This is a genomic window from Parapedobacter tibetensis, from assembly GCF_024704835.1.
GTDB classification, from domain to species: Bacteria; Bacteroidota; Bacteroidia; order Sphingobacteriales; family Sphingobacteriaceae; genus Parapedobacter; species Parapedobacter tibetensis.
Map to the genome: position 1 here is coordinate 151,014 of NZ_JAMXBE010000014.1, position 20,227 is coordinate 171,240.

Annotated in this window: 22 protein-coding genes; 17 read left to right on the top strand and 5 right to left on the bottom strand. The window is 45.4% G+C overall.

The features are described 5' to 3' along the window. Positions 1–21 precede the first annotated feature (21 nt). Positions 22–1,020 carry a GTPase ObgE gene (gene obgE / locus NF543_RS19800; protein ID WP_257669859.1) on the top strand — a complete coding sequence of 333 codons (999 nt, stop codon included), beginning with the start codon at positions 22–24 and terminating at the stop codon, positions 1,018–1,020. On the opposite strand, the gene NF543_RS19805 is transcribed toward obgE, so the two are convergent. Beyond that, positions 1,010–2,485 (bottom strand): S10 family peptidase, encoded by a 1,476-nt coding sequence (locus NF543_RS19805; RefSeq protein ID WP_257669858.1) that lies wholly within the window; start codon positions 2,483–2,485, stop codon positions 1,010–1,012. The genes obgE and NF543_RS19805 overlap by 11 nt on opposite strands. Positions 2,486–2,577: 92 nt before the next feature. Further along, positions 2,578–3,393, bottom strand: coding sequence for a 3-methyl-2-oxobutanoate hydroxymethyltransferase (gene panB, locus NF543_RS19810; protein ID WP_257669857.1), 816 nt, complete (start codon positions 3,391–3,393; stop codon positions 2,578–2,580). A gap of 162 nt (positions 3,394–3,555) precedes the next feature. Here panB and NF543_RS19815 point away from each other — a divergent pair, with 162 nt between their 5' ends. The 7 genes from NF543_RS19815 to NF543_RS19845 all read left to right on the top strand — a co-directional run bounded on the left by NF543_RS19815 (position 3,556) and on the right by NF543_RS19845 (position 9,683). Beyond that, a complete protein-coding gene (locus NF543_RS19815) occupies positions 3,556–4,380 on the top strand; it encodes a universal stress protein (RefSeq protein WP_257669856.1) in 825 nt (274 codons plus the stop codon). An 84-nt stretch (positions 4,381–4,464) separates the two neighbouring features. Further along, entirely contained in the window at positions 4,465–5,349 is an 885-nt protein-coding gene (prpB, locus tag NF543_RS19820; protein WP_257669855.1) for a methylisocitrate lyase, read from the top strand. Positions 5,350–5,417: 68 nt separating this feature from the next. Further along, positions 5,418–6,575 carry a bifunctional 2-methylcitrate synthase/citrate synthase gene (gene prpC / locus NF543_RS19825; RefSeq protein ID WP_257669854.1) on the top strand — a complete coding sequence of 386 codons (1,158 nt, stop codon included), beginning with the start codon at positions 5,418–5,420 and terminating at the stop codon, positions 6,573–6,575. 55 nt (positions 6,576–6,630) lie between these two features. After that, positions 6,631–8,091, top strand: coding sequence for a bifunctional 2-methylcitrate dehydratase/aconitate hydratase (locus NF543_RS19830; RefSeq protein WP_257669853.1), 1,461 nt, complete (start codon positions 6,631–6,633; stop codon positions 8,089–8,091). 131 nt (positions 8,092–8,222) lie between these two features. Beyond that, positions 8,223–8,918: an RluA family pseudouridine synthase gene (locus NF543_RS19835; RefSeq protein WP_257669852.1), complete on the top strand. Its 696-nt coding sequence runs from the start codon at positions 8,223–8,225 to the stop codon at positions 8,916–8,918. Positions 8,919–8,964: 46 nt separating this feature from the next. Continuing rightward, positions 8,965–9,243, top strand: a complete 279-nt coding sequence (locus NF543_RS19840) for a CAMCR motif-containing small membrane protein (RefSeq protein WP_257669851.1) — start codon at positions 8,965–8,967, stop codon at positions 9,241–9,243. Positions 9,244–9,272: 29 nt separating this feature from the next. Further along, positions 9,273–9,683 carry a DUF983 domain-containing protein gene (locus NF543_RS19845; RefSeq protein WP_257669850.1) on the top strand — a complete coding sequence of 137 codons (411 nt, stop codon included), beginning with the start codon at positions 9,273–9,275 and terminating at the stop codon, positions 9,681–9,683. 9 nt (positions 9,684–9,692) lie between these two features. On the opposite strand, the gene rfbC is transcribed toward NF543_RS19845, so the two are convergent. Together rfbC and NF543_RS19855 are read right to left on the bottom strand one after the other, a co-directional pair. Continuing rightward, on the bottom strand, positions 9,693–10,241 hold the full coding sequence (rfbC, locus tag NF543_RS19850; RefSeq protein WP_257669849.1) for a dTDP-4-dehydrorhamnose 3,5-epimerase: 549 nt from the start codon (positions 10,239–10,241) through the stop codon (positions 9,693–9,695). A 1-nt stretch (position 10,242) separates the two neighbouring features. Continuing rightward, a complete protein-coding gene (locus NF543_RS19855) occupies positions 10,243–10,542 on the bottom strand; it encodes a DUF4286 family protein (protein ID WP_257669848.1) in 300 nt (99 codons plus the stop codon). A 210-nt stretch (positions 10,543–10,752) separates the two neighbouring features. Here NF543_RS19855 and NF543_RS19860 point away from each other — a divergent pair, with 210 nt between their 5' ends. From NF543_RS19860 to NF543_RS19900, 9 genes are all read left to right on the top strand, one after another. Continuing rightward, positions 10,753–12,651, top strand: coding sequence for a S9 family peptidase (locus tag NF543_RS19860; RefSeq protein ID WP_257669847.1), 1,899 nt, complete (start codon positions 10,753–10,755; stop codon positions 12,649–12,651). 43 nt (positions 12,652–12,694) lie between these two features. Next, positions 12,695–14,362 carry a sensor histidine kinase gene (locus NF543_RS19865; protein ID WP_257669846.1) on the top strand — a complete coding sequence of 556 codons (1,668 nt, stop codon included), beginning with the start codon at positions 12,695–12,697 and terminating at the stop codon, positions 14,360–14,362. Positions 14,363–14,408: 46 nt separating this feature from the next. Further along, positions 14,409–15,101, top strand: a complete 693-nt coding sequence (locus NF543_RS19870; RefSeq protein ID WP_257669845.1) for a response regulator — start codon at positions 14,409–14,411, stop codon at positions 15,099–15,101. Positions 15,102–15,287: 186 nt separating this feature from the next. After that, positions 15,288–15,761, top strand: a complete 474-nt coding sequence (gene greA / locus NF543_RS19875) for a transcription elongation factor GreA (RefSeq protein WP_257669844.1) — start codon at positions 15,288–15,290, stop codon at positions 15,759–15,761. A gap of 124 nt (positions 15,762–15,885) precedes the next feature. Next, positions 15,886–16,296 carry an HIT family protein gene (locus tag NF543_RS19880; protein WP_257669843.1) on the top strand — a complete coding sequence of 137 codons (411 nt, stop codon included), beginning with the start codon at positions 15,886–15,888 and terminating at the stop codon, positions 16,294–16,296. Positions 16,297–16,466: 170 nt separating this feature from the next. Then, entirely contained in the window at positions 16,467–17,141 is a 675-nt protein-coding gene (locus tag NF543_RS19885; RefSeq protein ID WP_257669842.1) for a DedA family protein, read from the top strand. 5 nt (positions 17,142–17,146) lie between these two features. Next, a complete protein-coding gene (locus NF543_RS19890; protein ID WP_257669841.1) occupies positions 17,147–17,698 on the top strand; it encodes an inorganic diphosphatase in 552 nt (183 codons plus the stop codon). Then, positions 17,698–19,011, top strand: a complete 1,314-nt coding sequence (locus NF543_RS19895) for a hemolysin family protein (RefSeq protein WP_257669840.1) — start codon at positions 17,698–17,700, stop codon at positions 19,009–19,011. Before NF543_RS19890 ends, NF543_RS19895 begins: the two co-directional genes overlap by 1 nt. Positions 19,012–19,022: 11 nt before the next feature. Next, a complete protein-coding gene (locus tag NF543_RS19900) occupies positions 19,023–19,730 on the top strand; it encodes a 16S rRNA (uracil(1498)-N(3))-methyltransferase (RefSeq protein WP_257669839.1) in 708 nt (235 codons plus the stop codon). Positions 19,731–19,743: 13 nt separating this feature from the next. Here NF543_RS19900 and NF543_RS19905 read toward each other — a convergent pair whose 3' ends face one another. Next, positions 19,744–20,226 carry a hypothetical protein gene (locus tag NF543_RS19905; protein ID WP_257669838.1) on the bottom strand — a complete coding sequence of 161 codons (483 nt, stop codon included), beginning with the start codon at positions 20,224–20,226 and terminating at the stop codon, positions 19,744–19,746. Position 20,227: the final 1 nt, after the last annotated feature.

Below are 20,227 nucleotides of genomic sequence, written 5' to 3' on the forward strand. Positions count from 1 at the left end.
TGATAGCCGAAAGCTGAAAAGATGCCTCAAGGTTCGAATTTCGTTGATTATGTAAAAGTGTGTTGCCGCTCAGGACATGGTGGGGCGGGCTCTGCACATTTACATCGTGATAAATTCACGTCCAAAGGTGGGCCCGATGGCGGCGATGGTGGTAGGGGAGGACATATTATCCTTAAGGGCAGCAGCCAATTATGGACATTGCTCCATCTCAAATACCGTAAACACGTCATCGCCGAAAGCGGCCTACCGGGCGGCAGTGCCCAGAAGCATGGAGCTAATGGTAAGGACGAAATTCTGGAGGTTCCCCTTGGTACTGTAGCGCGCGATGCCGAAACTAATGAAATCCTGTTCGACATCACGGAAGATGGTGAGATGAAGGTATTGACCTCGGGAGGCCGTGGTGGACTGGGTAACTGGCATTTCAAGAGCCCGACGCAGCAGACCCCACGTTTTGCACAACCCGGTGAATCCGGTAAGGAAGAATGGGTTATCCTTGAGCTGAAAGTGCTTGCCGATGTAGGACTGGTGGGCTTTCCAAATGCAGGTAAATCTACCCTACTCTCCGTTGTGTCGGCGGCCAAACCTGAAATCGCGGACTACCCATTTACCACGTTGGTACCCAACCTCGGTATCGTCTCCTACCGAGATAATAGATCATTTGTGATGGCAGATATCCCTGGTATTATTGAGGGGGCTTCTGAAGGGAAGGGGTTGGGGCATCGTTTCCTCCGTCATATTGAGCGTAATGCGGTGTTGCTATTCATGATTCCAGCGGATACCGATAGAACCATCGCCGCCGAATACCAGATACTCTTGAATGAATTGATGGCTTTCAATCCCGAATTGAAAGATAAGCCCCGCATCCTTGCCGTCACCAAATCGGACATGTTGGATGATGAGCTCCAGCAGGAAATGCAACAAGAAGTTCCCAAAGGGATTCCAAATGTATTTATTTCATCGGTTGCTGGTAAGAATATCCAGCAATTGAAAGATTTGATTTGGCAAGCGATCAATACCTAGCAGGAACACCCTTTTCGGGGATGCTGTTCCTAATAAAATTACGGATATCCTCATTACCTTTTTCCAGATCTTCTTTGCGGAGGTACATCATGTGCCCACTCCGATATCCCACAAAACTCATCCGGTCTTGCAATTTGCCAGAAAGGTCCATCTGCCATAGGTTGTACTTGGCGTTGAAATAATCGCAGGCCCCATCATAATAGCCCGATTGTACCATTACATGCAGATATGGATTTTGCGCCATGGCCTGCCGAAGGTTTTCACCTGTCCGGTCATTGCTTCTGTCCCAAGGGTGTACCGGTCCAAACATATTATACTTTACGTCGGTCTTGAAATTCAATTCGTTGCGCATGTAATAATTGATGGCTGGTGTGAATGAATGGAGCCAGGAGGTGAGTTCAGCGTTGAAATCGGGCCGCTCACCTGCATCGCGGCGATCCAAACCCAGGTAACGGGAGTCTAACCTGCCCACCGTGTAGCCTTTATCACGCAGTAATTCTTTCCAAAACAGGGATGTGGAAATGTCTAAGTTATTTTGTAGCAAGATCTTTTCGGAGAGGCCGGAATAGCGGGCAACTTTCGTTGCTATTGCCTGTTTTTCGGAGTTGGTAAGCGTACCCCCTTTTACCAATGCCGGTAAAAATTCATTAACAGCAAATTGCTCCACTTCAGGCAGCATGTCTGTCAAGTCCTTTTGCTGCAGGTCAGCTGGCAGGACCTTGTGGAACCAAGCCGTGGCGGCGAAATAAGGGAGCCGGAGGGCGATGTCTACCGGTCCATCGCGTTTGATACCCAGGTCTGTCGGGGATACCAGGATGACTCCATTTAGGTACATCCATTGAGAATTTTGCAGTTCCAATGCCAAGCCGGATACGCGCGTAGTCCCGTAACTTTCTCCAATGAGGTATTTAGGCGATGGCCAGCGGTTCTGGCGGGTTACAAAGGTGTTTAACCATTCGGCCAGGTATTTGATGTCGGCGTTCACCCCGAAAAATATGGATTTGTTGGCTTCCTTATCGAGAATACGGGAATACCCTGTATTGACCGGGTTGACAAATATGATGTCCGCCACATCCAATATGGAATAAGGGTTCTTTTTGATGCCATAAGGCTGGACGGGGTAGCCTTCGTCGTCTATTTCCAACAAAGCGGGGCCCGTATACGCGATTTGCATCCATACGGATGCCGAACCGGGGCCGCCATTGAAGGAAATCACCAATGGGCGCGATGTACGGTCACTTATACCATCCCGTTCATAATAGGTATAATCCACCGTGGCAATGGGCTTGCCGTCGGCATCCCATACGGGCTGGGTTCCCTTGTGAGCGGTGTAGCTTATGCGTTGGCCCTTGATGGTGGTTTCGTGTTTGGTTGCAATTACCGAATCCGCGGGTATTTTCGTTTGTGCAAAAGAAAATAGGCTAATCGATATAACAACTAAGGTAGTCAGGTAATGTCTCATCATTTTGCAGTTGTGTAATTGAATATGCAAATTAACGAATCTACCTTATAGCTAGCGCTATATTTCAATATTATTACATGCTGAGCGCTTGGCAATTAGTACTGCTCGTTTTCATTTGGGAAATCCGACGACTTCACGTCCTGAATGTATCGGCCCACGGCGTCGCCTATTTGTTCATAAAGATTGAGGTATTGCCTGAGGAATTTGGGTTTGAAACCTTTGTTTAATCCAAGCATGTCATTCACTACCAATACCTGTCCATCGCAATCGGGGCCTGCCCCGATACCGATAGTGGGAATGCTCAGGTTATTGGTCACTTCGGCAGCCAGTTTGGCGGGGATTTTTTCGAGCACTATCCCGAAGCAGCCAGCCCCTTCCAATAGCTTGGCGTCTAATTTCAATTTATTAGCCTCTGATTCTTCTTTTGCCCTAACGGTATAGGTGCCGAACTTATAGATGGATTGAGGAGTAAGTCCAAGATGGCCCATTACGGGGATGCCGGCATCGACGATGCGCTCAACGGTTTTTCTGATTTCGATTCCCCCCTCCAATTTCAGTCCATGCGCACCAGTCTCCTTCATTACCCGTACGGCGGCCTTTAAGGCATCACTACTGCCGCCTTGGTAGGTGCCAAAGGGTAAATCCACAATAACCAATGCGTGCTTGGCGGCGCGGATTACAGATGAAGCATGGTACATCATCTCCTCGAGTGTGATAGGGACAGTGGTTTCATATCCGGCCATCACATTGGCAGCCGAGTCGCCCACTAGGATGATATCTATATTTGCTTCATCCAATATCCTGGCCATGGAATAGTCATAGCCCGTGAGCATGGCGATTTTTTCACCACGTGTTTTCATCTCGCGGATCGTGTGTGTGGTGATACGTTTTATCTCTTTGTTTACAGACATAAGACAAACGTAAGACAAAATTTCATGATATGGAAACCTGAATTATTAAACAGGTTCTCATGTATATTACCATTTAGCGTGACGGCTGTCATTAAATACTTAATAATTTGAGTTAACTTTGTTTCTCAAGTAAAGCGTTTGTTAACTGTGATAATCAATACTATGAAGACCATTTTAGTCCCTACTGATTTTTCTGAAAATGCGTTTATAGCCGCGGAATATGCTTGTTCACTGGCCGCTACAACCAAACAACAAGTACGATTGTTGCATGTATATATAGCACTTTATTCGGGGTTTGGAGAAGAAGGTTCCAGTACCAAACAAATTAAATGGGCCGAGACCGAATCGACCAAAGCGATGGCAGATTTGTTGAAGATACTCAAGACGCAGTTTCCAAATGTAGACTTAGTGGGCGAATGTCTTAAGGGCTTCATGATTGATGTGGTCACCACTGAACTAAAAAAAGGAGACATTTCGTTGGTGGTAATGGGCACTAAAGGTGTTTCCAATATCACGGAAAGCATTTTGGGTAGTACCACCTATGAAGTAATCAAAAAATCGCCAGTGCCGATTTTGGTAGTCCCCATCGATACGCCAGATTTTTCATTTGAACGGGTAGGCTTTTTTACGGATTATAATGACGTCGAATTGGATGCTTTGTTGACTTTCCAACAGGCAGTTACCTTAAGTCCATATCTAACCATGCTTCATTTCTATAAAGACGGAGAAAAAGCACCGACGAAAGAGCTGGAACGCTGGGAACGTAAAGTTCATGAAGCGTTTCCCGATTGGGATATTTCTTTCAAAGCGCTTCCTGTGGAGAAAGTAGATATGAATGCCGTAAGTCAGGCAGCTAAATCTGAAAACTTGGATTTATTAGTGTTCGCCAGGCCACATAAGTCCTTTTTCGAGAAGACTTTTGTCGCTAGCCTGACCAAAGCAATAGCTAATTATCCCATGGTCCCATCCTTATTCATCAAGGCCTGATTGTTTGCCCTGATCGAACCCGGGCCAACTTGTCCACTTCAATCATATCCTGTATATTTACGAAATTCACAAAAGTAAATAAGAATGAACAGGTATCAATTATCCGCCGGAGGGCGCTGGCATACCGCCATGAAAGCCGAAAAACCCTTGCAAATCGTTGGTGCAATCAATGCGAACCATGCATTATTGGCAACACGGGCTGGTTTCAAGGCCATATACCTTTCGGGTGGTGGTGTTGCTGCGGGTTCGCTGGGTGTGCCTGATTTGGGCATATCCATGTTGCATGATGTACTGGTCGATGTGGAGCGCATTACGAATGTATGTGATACGCCACTTTTGGTGGATGTGGATACTGGATTCGGTCCTTCGGCATTCAATGTGGCGCGAACGGTAAAGGAGTTGATCCGAGCCGGAGCCGCGGCGCTTCATATGGAGGATCAGGTAGGGGCAAAGCGATGTGGACATCGGCCAAACAAAGAATTGGTGAGCAAGCAGGAGATGGTAGACAGGCTTAAAGCAGCCGTGGATGCGCGTACGGACGAACAGTTTGCCATTGGCGCCCGCACCGACGCACTGGCCAATGAAGGGCTTGGCGCAACCTTAGAACGGGCAGCAGCCTACGCCGAGGCCGGTGCAGATTTTATCTTTGCCGAAGCGGTGACTGATCTGGCTCAATACAAGGCTTTTGTGGATACAACTGGCCTTCCGGTATTGGCAAATATTACGGAATTCGGGATGACACCGCTCTGGTCGGTTGAGGAACTGGCGGAAGCGAATGTCGCCTTGGTGTTATACCCATTATCCGCGTTCCGCGCAGCCAATAAGGCTGCCTTGAACACCTACGAGCATATCCGTCGCGACGGCACACAACAACACATATTGGATACCATGCAAACCCGAGCCGAGCTGTATGAGAGTATCGACTATCATGGCTTTGAGCAGAAGCTGGATGAATTGTATGGAAAATAGGCTGAAATCTGAAGTTGGAAACCCCACGTCCGAAGGGGGCGAGTAGCAAAACAGCAAACGCATAAATTATGAGTACGAATAATCAAGAAACAAGTTTTAAACCGAAGAAATCCGTTGCACTTTCTGGTGTAGTAGCTGGCAATACCGCATTGTGTACGGTAGGCAAAAGCGGCAATGACCTTCACTATAGGGGATATGATATACTTGATTTGGCTGAAGGTGCCTCATTCGAGGAGGTTGCCCATTTGCTTATACATGACAAGTTACCCAATAGGGCGCAATTAAAGGCTTACCAAAATAAGCTAAAAACATTGCGGGGATTGCCCCAGATTGCGAAAAAGGTATTGGAGCAAATCCGTGCGGCGGCACACCCCATGGATGTGCTGCGCACGTATACGTCGGTATTAGGCACCATTTATCCGGAGAAAGAAAACCATAATCCAGTGGGAGCACGGGATATTGCCGATAAACTGTTGGCATCCTATAGTTCTGCCTTATTATATTGGTACCATTATGCACATCATGGTAAACGCATAAACGTGGAGACCGATGATGAATCCATTGGTGCACATTTTCTACATCTGTTGCATGGCAAGGCGCCTTCCGCATCGTGGATTAGGGCCATGGAAATATCGCTCAACCTGTATGCCGAGCATGAATTCAATGCTTCCACATTTACCGGTCGGGTAATCGCCGGCACGGGTTCCGATATGTATTCGTGCATCACAGGGAGTATTGGAGCGTTGCGGGGGCCTAAGCATGGCGGAGCCAATGAGGTGGCCTACGAGATTCAAAGCCGCTATGTTAGTGCCGATGAGGCCGCCGCCGATATCAAGCAGCGGTTGGAGCGCAAGGAAGTCATCATCGGATTCGGTCACCCGGTTTACACCATCTCCGATCCAAGGAATGCCGTAATCAAAAAGGTAGCTCGGGGGCTTTCGGAAGAAGCCGGTGATATGGACTTGTTCAACATTGCCGAACGGTTGGAAACCTTGTTATGGGAAGAGAAAAAGATGTTTCCCAATTTAGATTGGTTTTCGGCGGTTTCGTATCACCTGATGGGTGTGCCTACCGCTTTTTTCACACCGCTTTTCGTGGTCGCACGCGTCACCGGCTGGAGCGCCCATGTCATCGAGCAACGGCAAGATGGTAAGATCATCCGCCCCAGTGCCAATTATACCGGCCCTGAGCATCGGAAGTTTGTGCCGATTGACAATAGGCAATAAGCTAAATAAGTCATTATCAATTAACCATTAAACAATTAATCATTAACAGTTATCCATGTCATCCCCCATATCAAACGTACGTCCGGAAACGGATAAAGTTATTATCGATATTGTAGATTATACGCTTAATTATGAAATCACGAGTGAATTGGCCTTCCAAACAGCCCATTATTGTTTGTTGGACACCTTAGGTTGCGGATTTGAAGCCTTGACTTATCCGGCCTGTACCAAGTTGCTTGGACCAATAGTGAGTGGTACCATCGTACCCCAGGGAGCCAAAGTGCCCGGAACACCCTACCAACTTGATCCCATACACGCCGCATTCAACATCGGGGCAATGATTCGCTGGCTGGATTTTAATGACACCTGGTTGGCCGCGGAATGGGGGCACCCGTCGGATAATCTCGGTGGTATATTGGCTACAGCCGATTGGCTGTCGCGCACGGCAGTGGCCAATGGCAAAGCACCATTGACCATGCGTGATGTATTGGATGCCATGATCCGTGCGCATGAAATACAAGGCGTGATGGCATTGGAAAACTCATTCAACAAAGTTGGTCTGGACCATGTACTGCTGGTTAAACTGGCCTCCACAGCGGTGGTAGGTAAGCTCCTTGGTCTTACCCGTGAGGAATTGATCAATGCGGTTTCGCTCGCTTTCGTTGATGGACATTCCCTCCGTACCTATCGCCATGCACCCAATACGGGGAGCCGCAAATCATGGGCTGCCGGAGATGCCACTTCTCGCGCAGTAAGGTTGGCGTTGATTGCCCAAACCGGGGAGATGGGCTACCCATCCGTGCTTACTGCCAAAACTTGGGGTTTCTATGATGTACTTTTCAAGGGAAATGCATTCAGATTCCAACGGGACTATGGCTCGTATGTAATGGAAAATGTATTGTTCAAAATCTCCTTCCCTGCAGAGTTCCATTCGCAAACGGCCGTGGAAGCTGCCGTGACGTTGCATCATAAGCTCCAGGAGCTGGGTAAAACTACCGAAGATATCCATCATATTGGAATACGTACACATGAAGCGGCTATCCGCATCATCGACAAAAAGGGCCCATTGCATAATCCGGCCGACCGCGACCATTGCATCCAGTATATGATTGCCGTACCCTTGGTTTTTGGGAGACTCACCGCGGCAGACTATGAAGACAACGTAGCGACCGATCCCCGTATCGATGCCCTACGCGCAAAGATGGAAACGATGGAAGACCCACAATTTACATTGGACTATCATGATCCTGAAAAGCGATCCATCGCCAATGCACTCACGGTGACATTTACGGATGGTACGGTATTGGACGAGGTGGTGGTAGAATACCCCATTGGCCATAAACGACGTAGGCAGGAAGGCATGCCGGTATTGCTAGCAAAATATAAAACTAATTTAGCTCGGATTTTCCCACTGAAGCAGCAAAAGCAGATTCTAGAAGCATCGTTGGACATCGAAAAATTGTCGGTATTGTCGGTTAATGAATTTGTAGATTTGATGGTAATAGGAGGTCGGTGATTGTAAATAGAGTACAGATGACACGGATTCAGCGGATGGTTGTGTGTAATCTGTGTCCAAAAATGCTGTCAGTGTTCAAAAACTTACCCAAAACCTTTTATCTTTGCAGCGTAATGTGAGGATACTGAACTATGCCTATTGCCGACAAAGACGTCATTTACGAAGATAACCATTTGCTAGCCGTCAATAAACGGGCGGGATACCTTGTACAAGCCGATCCAGGTGGCGACGAGCCATTGGAGGAAATGGTCAACAGCTATTTAACCCAAAAATATAATAAACCCAATGGGGCTTTTGTAGGTGTAGTACATCGACTGGATCGTCCTGTGAGTGGCTTGATACTCTTTGCCAAGACGAGTAAAGGCTTGGAGCGGATGCAACATCTTTTCAAAGAACGGGAAATCCAAAAAACCTATTGGGCCGTGGTGCGGAAACCACCCAAAGAACCTGAAGGAAACCTCGTCCATTGGCTATCACGCGATCGTATGAAAAACATCACCAAAGCCCATGCTGAGGAAGCTCCCGGCCGAGTAAGGGCAGAATTGGGTTATCGTGTGCTGGGCACATTGGATGGCTATTACCTTGTGGAGGTTTATCCAATTACCGGACGTACGCATCAGATTAGGGTACAGTTATCTTCAATGGGATGTCCCATTGTGGGTGACCATAAATACGGTTACCCAAGGGGAAGTCTAAGGCGATCCATTTGTCTACATGCTAAAAAGTTGTCGTTTATACATCCCATCAAAAAGGAACCTATTGAATTGCAAGCATCATTACCCAGAGATGGTTTTTGGGATCGATTCGAGGTGTTTAATGGGAAGTAAATCCAGTTTACTTAATCCATTAAATAAAATTTCGTAAGTTTGCATTATGGATACGACGAGGCGGTTTTTCGGAATAGTGGTCATGGCGGTTATGTTGGTGGCTGTCATGCCAGAAACAACAAAATCGCAATGTGCCATGTGTTCCCTGACGGCAGAAAATGCCACGGAAAACGGCAATAGTCAAGGAAAAGGACTGAATAAGGGCATTTTGTTTTTGTTGGCCATTCCGTACTTGGCAGCATTGGGGGTGGGGATATTATGGTATAAAAAGTACCGCAGTAAAAAAACTGTGGATGTGGATGATGACCCCATTGTTCTGAATTAGACATTTCTTAGGATATCCCGGTTTTTTCCATGGCTGCAACCACACGCACTTCCAAAATCAAAGCGGTAATCGATTCCAAATGCCCTAAATGTAGGATAGGCAAGTTGTTTATGGGGAAAACCTATAGTTTCAAAAAGCAGCGTATGAATGACATATGCCCACATTGTGGCTTCCGCTTCGAAATCGAGCCCGGCTACTTCTATGCGGCGATGTATGTGAGCTATGCCTTTTCTGTAGCGCAAGTGATTGCTATCGGTCTACTTACCTACCAAATCACCCAAAGTGAATCACCCTGGGTGTATCTTGGTACGCTGATGGCTGCCATCTTGCTGTTTGCGCCATTCAATTTCCGCTATTCCAGGCTTATCTTGCTGCATTACCTTACCCCAAAAGTAAAATACGATCCCAAATACGAAGACCAACTCCATGGGGAGCGCTGACGAACCCGTTTAAAACGGGCTTACGATTTCTTTCAACAGCGGCATTTGCCTGTCTTTTTCGGAAATGATAAGCTGGTCTTCCCTTATTGGCCAATCAATACCAAGGTCGGGATCATCCCATCGTACACCTAATTCCCCATTTTTGTCGTAAAAGCCGGTTACTTTATAGGTAAATAGCGTGTGGTCTTCCAGCGCTAGGAATCCATGCAAAAAACCTGGCGGTATCCATAATGATTTGGCGCTGTGTTCATCAAGCATAATGGAAAAACTTTGCCCATAGGTTTCCGAATTTTTTCGGATATCTACCACCACATCCAATACCTTGCCACGCAATACCCGCACCAACTTGCCTTGGGCATTCTCCCCGGCTTGTGCATGCAAGCCACGCAATACCCCACGATGGGAATAGGAGAGATTATCCTGCACGAAAGCCTGTGCAATGCCATGCGCTTCGAAAGGTTTCGTATTATAGGTTTCGATGAAAAAGCCACGCTCATCTTTCCATACCTGTGATTCGATGATGACGAGGCCTTGTATAGGGGGGTGAGTGAAGTTCATGTTATCCGTGTTTTATGTATTTCATGGTGCTATCGAAGAGCAAAATTTTCGTAGGGTACTCCTTCGTTGCCAATTGCTGGATTGCGGCCAAATGATGGGTTTGAAAAGACGTGATTCCCTCCATGTTTTCCGAACGCAGTTGAACGCAGTACGTGGTGCCTTCATGTGGGGAATCTAGCATTTCCAATAATGCGACAGGAAGTTTCTTGCCCTCATGGGTGAATAATAGCGTTTCGATTCGCTTCCTGACATCATCCCGGATGTCATTTTCGACAATGATGGTTACATTATATAGAAACATGCGAGGGCCTTTAAACAAAACTCAACTGGTGTTCCATCAGCACATGAAGAGACATGATGGTTTGATGGAATATTTGGCGAAGATAAACAATCCAAATAAAATAGAAAGTTGTAATTTTGGGGAGTGTTTTAAGCGTGTAAAATTAAGGTTGCATAAAGTGGTTTTACGGTAAAATTTTCCACCTTTGATGATATGTATGGGAGTTTGGGTATGGTCAATATATTACGTAACAGTGTATTTTTATTAGTGGTGTTGGTTATTGTAAGCTGCTTTGGGGGCTGCAATAATCATAAGGATCGCATTATTCCTGTGGAAGATTTCTTTTCCGCGCCAGAAAGAACCAATTTTCAGATATCACCCAATGGGGAGTATATCGCTTATTTGGGATTATTTGAAGGGAAAAAGAATATTTACGTGATCCATCCCGATGAGGAAAACGATGAGCAGCGCATCACATTGGAAACCGATTTGGGCATCCATTCCTATTTCTGGGCCGATGACAACGAATTGGTCTTTACCAAAAACAGGTTACATGACAGCCTTCAGGTGTTTGCGGTAAATCGTGCTTCGTTGGCGGTGCGGCATCTAATGCCCCCTTCTATGGTAAAAATGCGCTGGATATACCCGACCAAAGTGATGAACAATGGTGTGTTGGTATCACTCAATGAACGGGATTCCTCGGTCTTTGATGTATACCGGCTCCATACCAATGCCTGTAAGAAGGAATTGGTCGCCAAGAATCCGGGAAATATCATAAAGTGGTTTGCCGATTTGGATGGGAAATTGCGGCTAGCGCTGGCCAGCGACAGCGTAAAGGAAACCATGCTGTACCGGAATAGTGAAAAAGAGGTATTTAGAGCCGTCATGAGCAATAGTTTCAGAAACTCGATTATGCCATTGGGGTTTTCACGCGAAAACAGGAGCCATGTATTTGCGCTTTCAAACATCAATAGGGATAAGTTGGCCTTAGTTGAAATCGACATGGAAACGGGCAAAGAGGTTAAGATGATATACAGCCACCCCGATGTAGATATAGACCATGATGGGTACTCCAGTGATCGTGGCGAGATGTCCTATGCGAAGTATGTCACCTGGAAGAAGCAACGCCATTTCCTAAATAAGCAAACCGAAGAAGTGTACAAGGCCATTGGCCAGAAGCTGAAAGGGTATGAAATAAACTTATTGGATCGCGATACAGCTCATAACCGGTTTATTGTTTACACCTATACAGACAAGGATCCTGGGGCCACGTATTTTTATGATATGGCCAAGGATAAGCTCGTGAAACTTGCGGACAATAATCCGGCATTGAAAGATCGTATGCTTGCGGAAATGAAACCCATCACCTACGAATCACGAGATGGCCGCCGTATACAAGGGTATTTGACCTTACCCCCAAAATCGAAAGGCAAAAAAACACCTGTGATCGTATACCCCCACAATGGTCCGACTAACCGTAACAAATGGGGGTTCAACCCAGAAGTACAGTTTTTTGCAAACCGAGGGTTTGCCGTGTTCCAGGTCAACTATAGGGGATCCACAGGGTATGGCAAGGAATTTTGGTCGGCGGGCTTCAAGGAATGGGGAGGAAAGGTACAAGACGATATTACCGACGGGGTACGCTGGCTGATTGATGAGGGAATTGTTGATTCTTCGCGTATAGGTATCTATGGTGCCGGCTTCGGGGGATATTCCGCATTGCATGGTGCTTGTTTCAATTCGGATTTGTATAAGTGCGCGGCTTCCTATTCCGGATTTACTAACCTGTTTACTTACCTTAGGGAAATCCCCCCTTATTTTAAGCCTTATCTACAGATGTATTATGAAATCATCGGCAACCCGGAAACGGAACCCGATTTAATTAAAGCGATGTCACCGGTGTTTCATTCCGACAATATCAAGATACCTGTTTTTATTGCACAGGGTGGCAAGGACAGTAGGAGTACCATTAATGAGACGAATCAATTTGTTCAGAAACTCAAGAAACGGAAAATCCCCATCATTTATATTCTGCATGAAGAAGAAGGTCGATATTTCCGTGATGAAGAAAACCGCATCATGTTCTACAGAGAACTGGGGGCGTTCTTTGATAAATATTTGAAACAATAGCAGCGTCTATCCATGATGGTTTGTTCGCTTTAACCCATACGGTATGAAGCACCAACGCAACAGTTACCGTAAAAACTATATATTGATCGTTGCCTTCATCGTTGTGGTGGTTGCGTCGTTTATATTGGCCACTTTCCTTGCCCGTAACTTGACCGTGAAATATGTGGAAAATGAATTTGCCTCCAGGAAAGTGGAGGTGCTGGAACATAACATCGCGCCATTCAACGATTTTTTCCATAATCGGATTCCGGAAATATCATTTTACCAAGGTTATCTCGATTCGGTGAGTGTATCCGTATATGCAGACAGCATCCTGAATACTTACCCGTTTGTGGATCGCATCATATTTTATGATGTACTATTGAGCAATGATGAAACCATCGATTATGGGTTTTCGGCAAACAGCCTGGTGGTGTACCCCAAAGGAGTTTATCAGTACGGTGCTCGTAGTGAGCGAGATAGCCCGGATAGGGGAACAAGACAAAACGGGCAATTACCCCTTTCCCTGTCTGATGACTTTAACAACATGGCCGTAAAATTTGCCGCTTTCATCGAACGGGTGGATACATCCAAAGCAATGTATGATGATGACATATTCAAGGTGTTTTATTCGGTAAACCCAGGAAAAATATCATACATGAACATCCCCAGAAGGGATGACTTGAAAACATATAAGGAATTGATGTATGGGCAACATACCCACAATGTAGGCTACGAACAGGACATCCTTACGTATTTTGTCGACGCTAATAAACTGTCATTGGAAAACACGGTTCCCGAATTATATCAATATATACAGATTCAGCCGTTGGTTTACGAATCCATCGATACCGATCCTGACCTGTTTACCACTGAAACGCCATTGCCAGGAGCATTGGCGGATTATAAGCTGTATTTCAGTTCGAGCCGGGTATTTCTGCGGTCTGAAATAAACAGGCGGTTTTTGCCGGTGATGGCCAGTGTCCTGACGATTTACCTACTCTTGGCTATCATCGCCTACCTGATTTACCGCAATCTTTATGTAAATAGGCGGATGTTCAAACTGCAATACGATTTCATCAATAATTTGAGCCATGAATTTAAGACACCCGTGAGCGTAATCAAAATAGCGGGCAATAATATCTATAGTGCCAAACAACTTTCCGACAAGGAAAGGCTGCTTTATGGAAAAATATTGGATGAAGAGGCCGATAAACTCAATAATTTGATGAATACCCTGCTCTCTTTTACACAGATTGAAAATAAATCGATAAAAATAAAGCGGGAAGAGGTTGATTTGCACGAATTTTGTGATAAGACAATAACCGCCTCCAAGATCAAGTACATTGACTTGGACATTCGGTGCAAGGTGGATGCGAAACGGACATTATATATCGATCCGGTATTATTGGGTAGTATTTTCCAAAACCTGATTGACAATGCATATAAATACTCTAAACCAGACAACAAGGCACTGGATATAAAAATAATACAGTCTAGAAAACAAGTGACCATGCAATTTGCAGATCAAGGAATCGGTATTGCCAAAAAGGAATTAGCTCATATTTTCAAAAAATTCTACCGTGTACAAAACCAGTACAACCAACAAGGTAGTGTGGGGCTTGGGCTCGCCTTCTGCAAGGAACTGGTCAATTTTATGGGAGGTGATATCACCGTGGAAAGCGAGTTGGGGAGCGGCACAACGTTTAGCATCATTTTCCCTATTGACTGAATATAAGTAAATCACAAATCATCAGCAATAAATTGTATTTATGACTATGTATAAAAACATCAAAATAGCCATTATCGAAGACGATGAGAATTTACGTTTTTTGGTGGCCCACCGCCTCGAATCCGAAAACTACCTGGTTGTGCAGACCGGAAACGGCGATGATGCCGAGAAATTGGTATTGGCGCAGAAACCCGACATCGTTTTGCTGGATTGGATGCTGCCTGGCAAGCAAGGCGCTGAGGTTTGTGCCAACTTACGGAAAGAGGGCTTTTCCAACCTCATTATCATGATGACAGCCAAATCGCAGGATGTGGATAAAATTGATGCCTATAGCTTTGGGGTATCCGATTATATCACCAAACCGTTTAGCATGGATGTATTGGTAGCCATGATTGAAAATAAAATAAAGTATTTTGTCAACAACCAAAGTGCGGACTTGTTAAGTTTTGGTGATACGGAGCATCATCCCAATATTCACTCGCTCGTCCGTAATGGCAAGAAAATAGAGCTGACCATATTGGAAAACCGCATTCTACTTTATTTCTTGCAGAATATAGGTAGGGTAATCAGTAGGGATGAGCTGATGGAGGTGGTTTGGGGGTACAGTTCCAACGTGAACACACGGACATTGGACATGCATATCGTGCGTCTACGTAAGAAAATCGAACTCAATGTCGATAAACCTGCTTATTTACAGACCGTCAGGGGGATGGGTTATAAGTTTGTTGATAACCCTTGATGGGTGGGATGGAATACTGATGATGTAGGTACGGAGGTGTGCGTTTCATTTTAAAGTATTCGCTATCTTTTTTGTATAATTAAAAAACATTTCCTATCTTCGTATGAATGAGCAAGGCCATGTCACTTATCATGATGATGTGGTCTTGCTTCTTTTTTTGACTTTATTTTTTTATTCATATCAATTATGGCAGAAGTAACATATTACAGCAAAGAAGGGTTGGAAAAACTCAAGGAAGAGTTGCAGTATCTCAAAACGGAAGGCAGGTCAAGGATTGCCAAAGCCATTGCCGAGGCGCGCGACAAAGGAGATTTGTCTGAAAATGCGGAATATGATGCGGCAAAGGAAGCCCAAGGATTACATGAGGCCAAGATTGCCAAGCTGGAAAACACCTTGGCAAGCGCACGCCTGATTGACGAGTCGGCATTGGACGCATCCAAAGTATTAGCGTTGTCTATCGTCAAACTCAAGAATGTGAAAAATGGCGCCGTAATGACCTACCAATTGGTGTCCGAGACGGAGGCTGACCTCAAAGCCGGAAAGATATCGGTGAAATCACCAATTGCCCAGGGGTTGTTAGGTAAATCCATTGGCGACAAGGCCCAGATACAGGTGCCGGCAGGCGAAGTAGAGCTGGAAATCCTGGACATCTCCAGGTAAGTATATGACGGTTATGTGCGGGTTGCCATAACCGCACATACCAAACAATAGTACCCAACGGCTGTTTTATTCAAAAAAAGCAGCCGTTTTTGTATAGCTTATCATTAAACAAAAAAGAAATACCATGCCCACTATATTTTCAAAAATTGTTGCCGGTGAGATTCCGGCTTATAAAGTGGCCGAGAGCAATGATTATTTGGCTTTCCTGGATATTAGTCCATTGGCCAAAGGTCATGTGCTGGTTATCCCCAAGCAGGAAACAGACTACCTATTTGATATTGGCGATGATGAATATATGGGGTTATGGATTTTTGCAAAAATCGTTGCCCAAGGTATAAAGAAAGTACATCCCTGTGAAAAAATAGGCGTAGCCGTGATCGGGTTGGAGGTGGCCCATGCCCATATACACCTGGTACCCATCAATGAGGTGGGTGATATTAATTTCAACCGACCTAAGTTACAGTTTAGTCAAGCTGAACTTACCGAGAGTGCAGAAGCAATCAAGGAATCGATTTTGGGAATTACGCACAAATAATAAGGACATGATGACATCTTTTTGTCGCTTCATCACTCCGAGTGATGGATCCGCAAATCCCATGCTCGATGTGACGCTTGCCACCGAGATTCGAAAATTGGTTATGTCCGTCCCCATGAATTAAAGCTGTTCTATTCGTTTAATATTTCGTATTTTTGTAATCGACATATATGCAAGAGTTCTGGGAGTCATTTTCACAATTGTTGGATGCCGAAGCATTGATAAAATCTGGAGGTTTCTACCTTGTGTTGTTTATCGTGTTCGCTGAGACAGGACTTTTTTTCGGTTTCTTTCTTCCTGGGGATTATTTGCTTTTTTTAGCCGGCTTGTTTTGTGCTTCCGGAATGTTGAATGTGGACATCACCACCCTGTGTGTAGGGTTGTTTGCGGCTGGTGTAGCTGGCAATTTTACCGGATATTGGTTTGGATGGCGAGCGGGACCCATGCTGTTTACACGTAAGGATTCATGGCTGTTCAAGCGGAAATATGTGGTCATGGCCGAGGAATTTTACCACAAATACGGCGGTTTGGCCTTGATTATTGGCCGTTTCGTGCCGATAATACGTACATTTGCACCTATATTTGCAGGAGTAGTACAAGTAGATTTCAAGAAATTCACGCTATATAATGTCTGTGGTTGTATCGTATGGGTGTTGACGTTGACACTCTCTGGATATTTCTTAGGCCGTGAGTTTCCGCAGATTATTGACTACATCACATTCATCATTGTCGGCTTCATCACGTTAACATTCATACCTATTATCATTGCGTTGGTGAAACGGAAAATACGCCTGAATAAAAGTAATAAAGACATCGATAACAAAAATCATCAAAATAATTTCTAATCCCAATGAGCATATCACACCCATGGCATGAAGTGTCCCCAGGCGATGACGTTCCGTCGTCGGTCAATGCTATTATCGAAATCCCTAAAGGTTCAAAAGCAAAGTATGAAATAGATAAGCAAAGCGGGCTCATCAAATTAGACCGCGTTTTGTTTTCTTCGGTGATGTATCCGGCTAACTATGGTTTCATCCCAAAGACCTATTGCGATGATAAAGATCCACTTGATATTTTGGTGCTTTGTTCCGTCGATGTCTATCCCATGAGTATCATAGAAGCCAAGGTCATTGGTGTGATGCATATGATAGACAATGGGGAACAGGATGACAAAATCATCGCCGTAGCCAAGAACGATATGTCGGTCAATTACATCAACGACCTTTCGGAATTGCCTCCACATACCATGAAGGAAATTGTTCGTTTCTTTCAGGACTATAAAGCACTAGAACAAAAAAACGTAACCATAGAACGCCTTTTTGGTCGTTCATATGCATATAAGGTTATCCAGGAAAGCATTGAATTGTATCAAAAAGAGTTCGCTAACCTTATAATGAACTAATGGGCTGGCAGATTTTCTGGACATTATTCTTGGTCTTCGCCAACGGTTTCTTCGTGGCTGCCGAATTCGCGATTGTCAAAGTCAGGGCTTCGCAAATTGAGATTAAGATCAAGACCGGTAGCCAGGTGGCTCAGGTGGCCAAGCACATCACCAGCCACCTCGATGGATACCTTGCCGCCACGCAATTGGGTATTACATTGTGTTCCCTTGGCCTCGGTTGGGTGGGTGAAGCCGTGATGACCCAAATCGTGGGCAATATCTTTGGCTGGTTCAATGTAGAACTTACCGGCGTAGTGGCCAAGAATCTAGGACATGTATTGGCGTTCAGTATTATCACCGTATTACATATTGTGTTCGGTGAATTGGCACCTAAATCCATTGCCATCCAACGCCCTGTGGCTACTACCATGAGTATTGCGTTACCATTGCGGTTTTTCTATATTCTCTTTAGGCCCATTATTTGGGTTTTAAACGGATTCGCCAACCTGCTCCTCAAGCTGATGGGTTTCCAGGTCAATGTGGGGGAAGCCCACCATTCGTCCGAGGAATTACAATACTTGCTTGACCAAGGTAGGGAAAGTGGCGCTTTGGATACGGTGGAGCATGAGCTAATCAAAAATGTGTTTGATTTCAACGAACGGATTGTAAAAAACATCATGGTGCCCCGCACCAAGATTTCCGCCGCGGAAATGAATTGCCCGGTGGACGATTTTATTGAAAACATCAACAAGGAGGGTTATTCACGGATACCCATCTATGACGATAACATTGACCAAATTATCGGTATTGTACACGCCAAGGATATATTGCCCATCATTGCCAAAGGCAAAGAATTGGTATTGAAAAACATTATCCGTAAGCCCTATTTCATCCCTGAAACAAAGAAAATAAACGATCTGATGGCCGAGTTCCAGCAGAAGCGCATGCAGATAGCCATTGTGCTCGACGAATTCGGTGGCACGGCAGGGATGGTGACACTCGAAGACATCGTGGAGGAATTGGTAGGAGAGATCCAAGACGAATATGATGAGGAAACACCCGTGGTGGAAAAAATATCCGAGATGGAATACATGGTGGATGCGAGTGCCAGCGTGCATGATGTTAACGAGTTTTTGCCGAAGGAATTGCCAGAAAGTAATGATTACGATACCATTTCCGGCTTGGTGAGCGACTTGTTTGATAAAATACCGGACGTGGGCGAACATAAGGAGTTCCATGGATACAATTTCATCATCATGAAGAAAACCCAACAGAACATTGAATTCGTGAAATTGGAGCTGATGGTTACCTCCGATGATGAGGACGACGAATAAAACCCCGCGGTTTGCAACTATTCTACACCCCAGAAATACTGCCCCAACATAAAGCCTTTGTGCTGAATGAGGAGGAGAGCAAGCATGCCATCCGTGTACTGCGTTTGTCCAGCGGGCAGCAGATTAACCTGGTGGATGGTAGGGGTGGACGGTATACGGCCGTCATTATGGATGCACATCCCAAAAGGACAGTCTTGGAAATTGTGGATGTCAGCATCAACGTTGGAAAACGACCTTATTACTTACATATCGCCATTGCACCCACCAAGAACATCGATAGGGTGGAGTGGTTTCTCGAAAAAGCCACCGAAGTGGGGATTGATGAAATCACCCCTATTATTTGCGAACATTCCGAACGGAAAGATATCAGGTTAGATAGGTTGAATAAAGTTATGGTATCCGCCATGAAGCAATCCATGAAGGCTTATCATCCAAAACTGAATGAGTCGATGAAATTTACGGAGTTTATAGGTGCCGCCAGTGATGGCCAAAAGTTCATAGCACATTGTGCGGATAGCGATAAGGCTTATCCGAGCCAGCTGGCCCATCCTTCAGACCGTTATACCATCTTGGTCGGCCCAGAAGGCGACTTCAGTGCCAGTGAAATCGCTGGAGCCCTTTCTGCCGGATATCAAGCCATTACGCTTGGCGACAGCCGATTGCGCACGGAAACTGCGGCGTTGGTGGCTTGTGTAGAGGTGGCTATGTTGAACCGCTGAAATTGAATCCTTTTTAATTGATTAGCTCCGCATCCAGCAGCTGTATTTCGGAATTCCCTTCCAACGTATTCCCATTCAGGTATACCCGACCTTTTATCTTGATGGGTTCTTCCGTGAAGCGTACCTTTTTACCCTTCTTCATAAAGATTTCCACCATGGGAGGGATATCGTTTTGTCCGCAAAACATGCATTGCATAATAGGCAATACGGAGAGCATAAACGTTTCATGGTCCCTTCCGCCATGCATAGGCACCAAATAACCCGGCAGGGTGACAATTTTTTTGTCGATGGCTTTCAGTGCTTCGGGGAAATGCGGGGTGTAAATGGTTTCGTTGTCTTTATGCGTAACCTTGTACATCAGTTTATTGATGGTCTCCCATGTGTCGTTCATCATGGGGGTATGGTCCGGCACCTCCCCAAAGGGATTGTCTTGCTGCGCGTTAACCAGCTGGGCGCCCAACATCATCAATACCGTGATTATAACTTGCTTCATCATG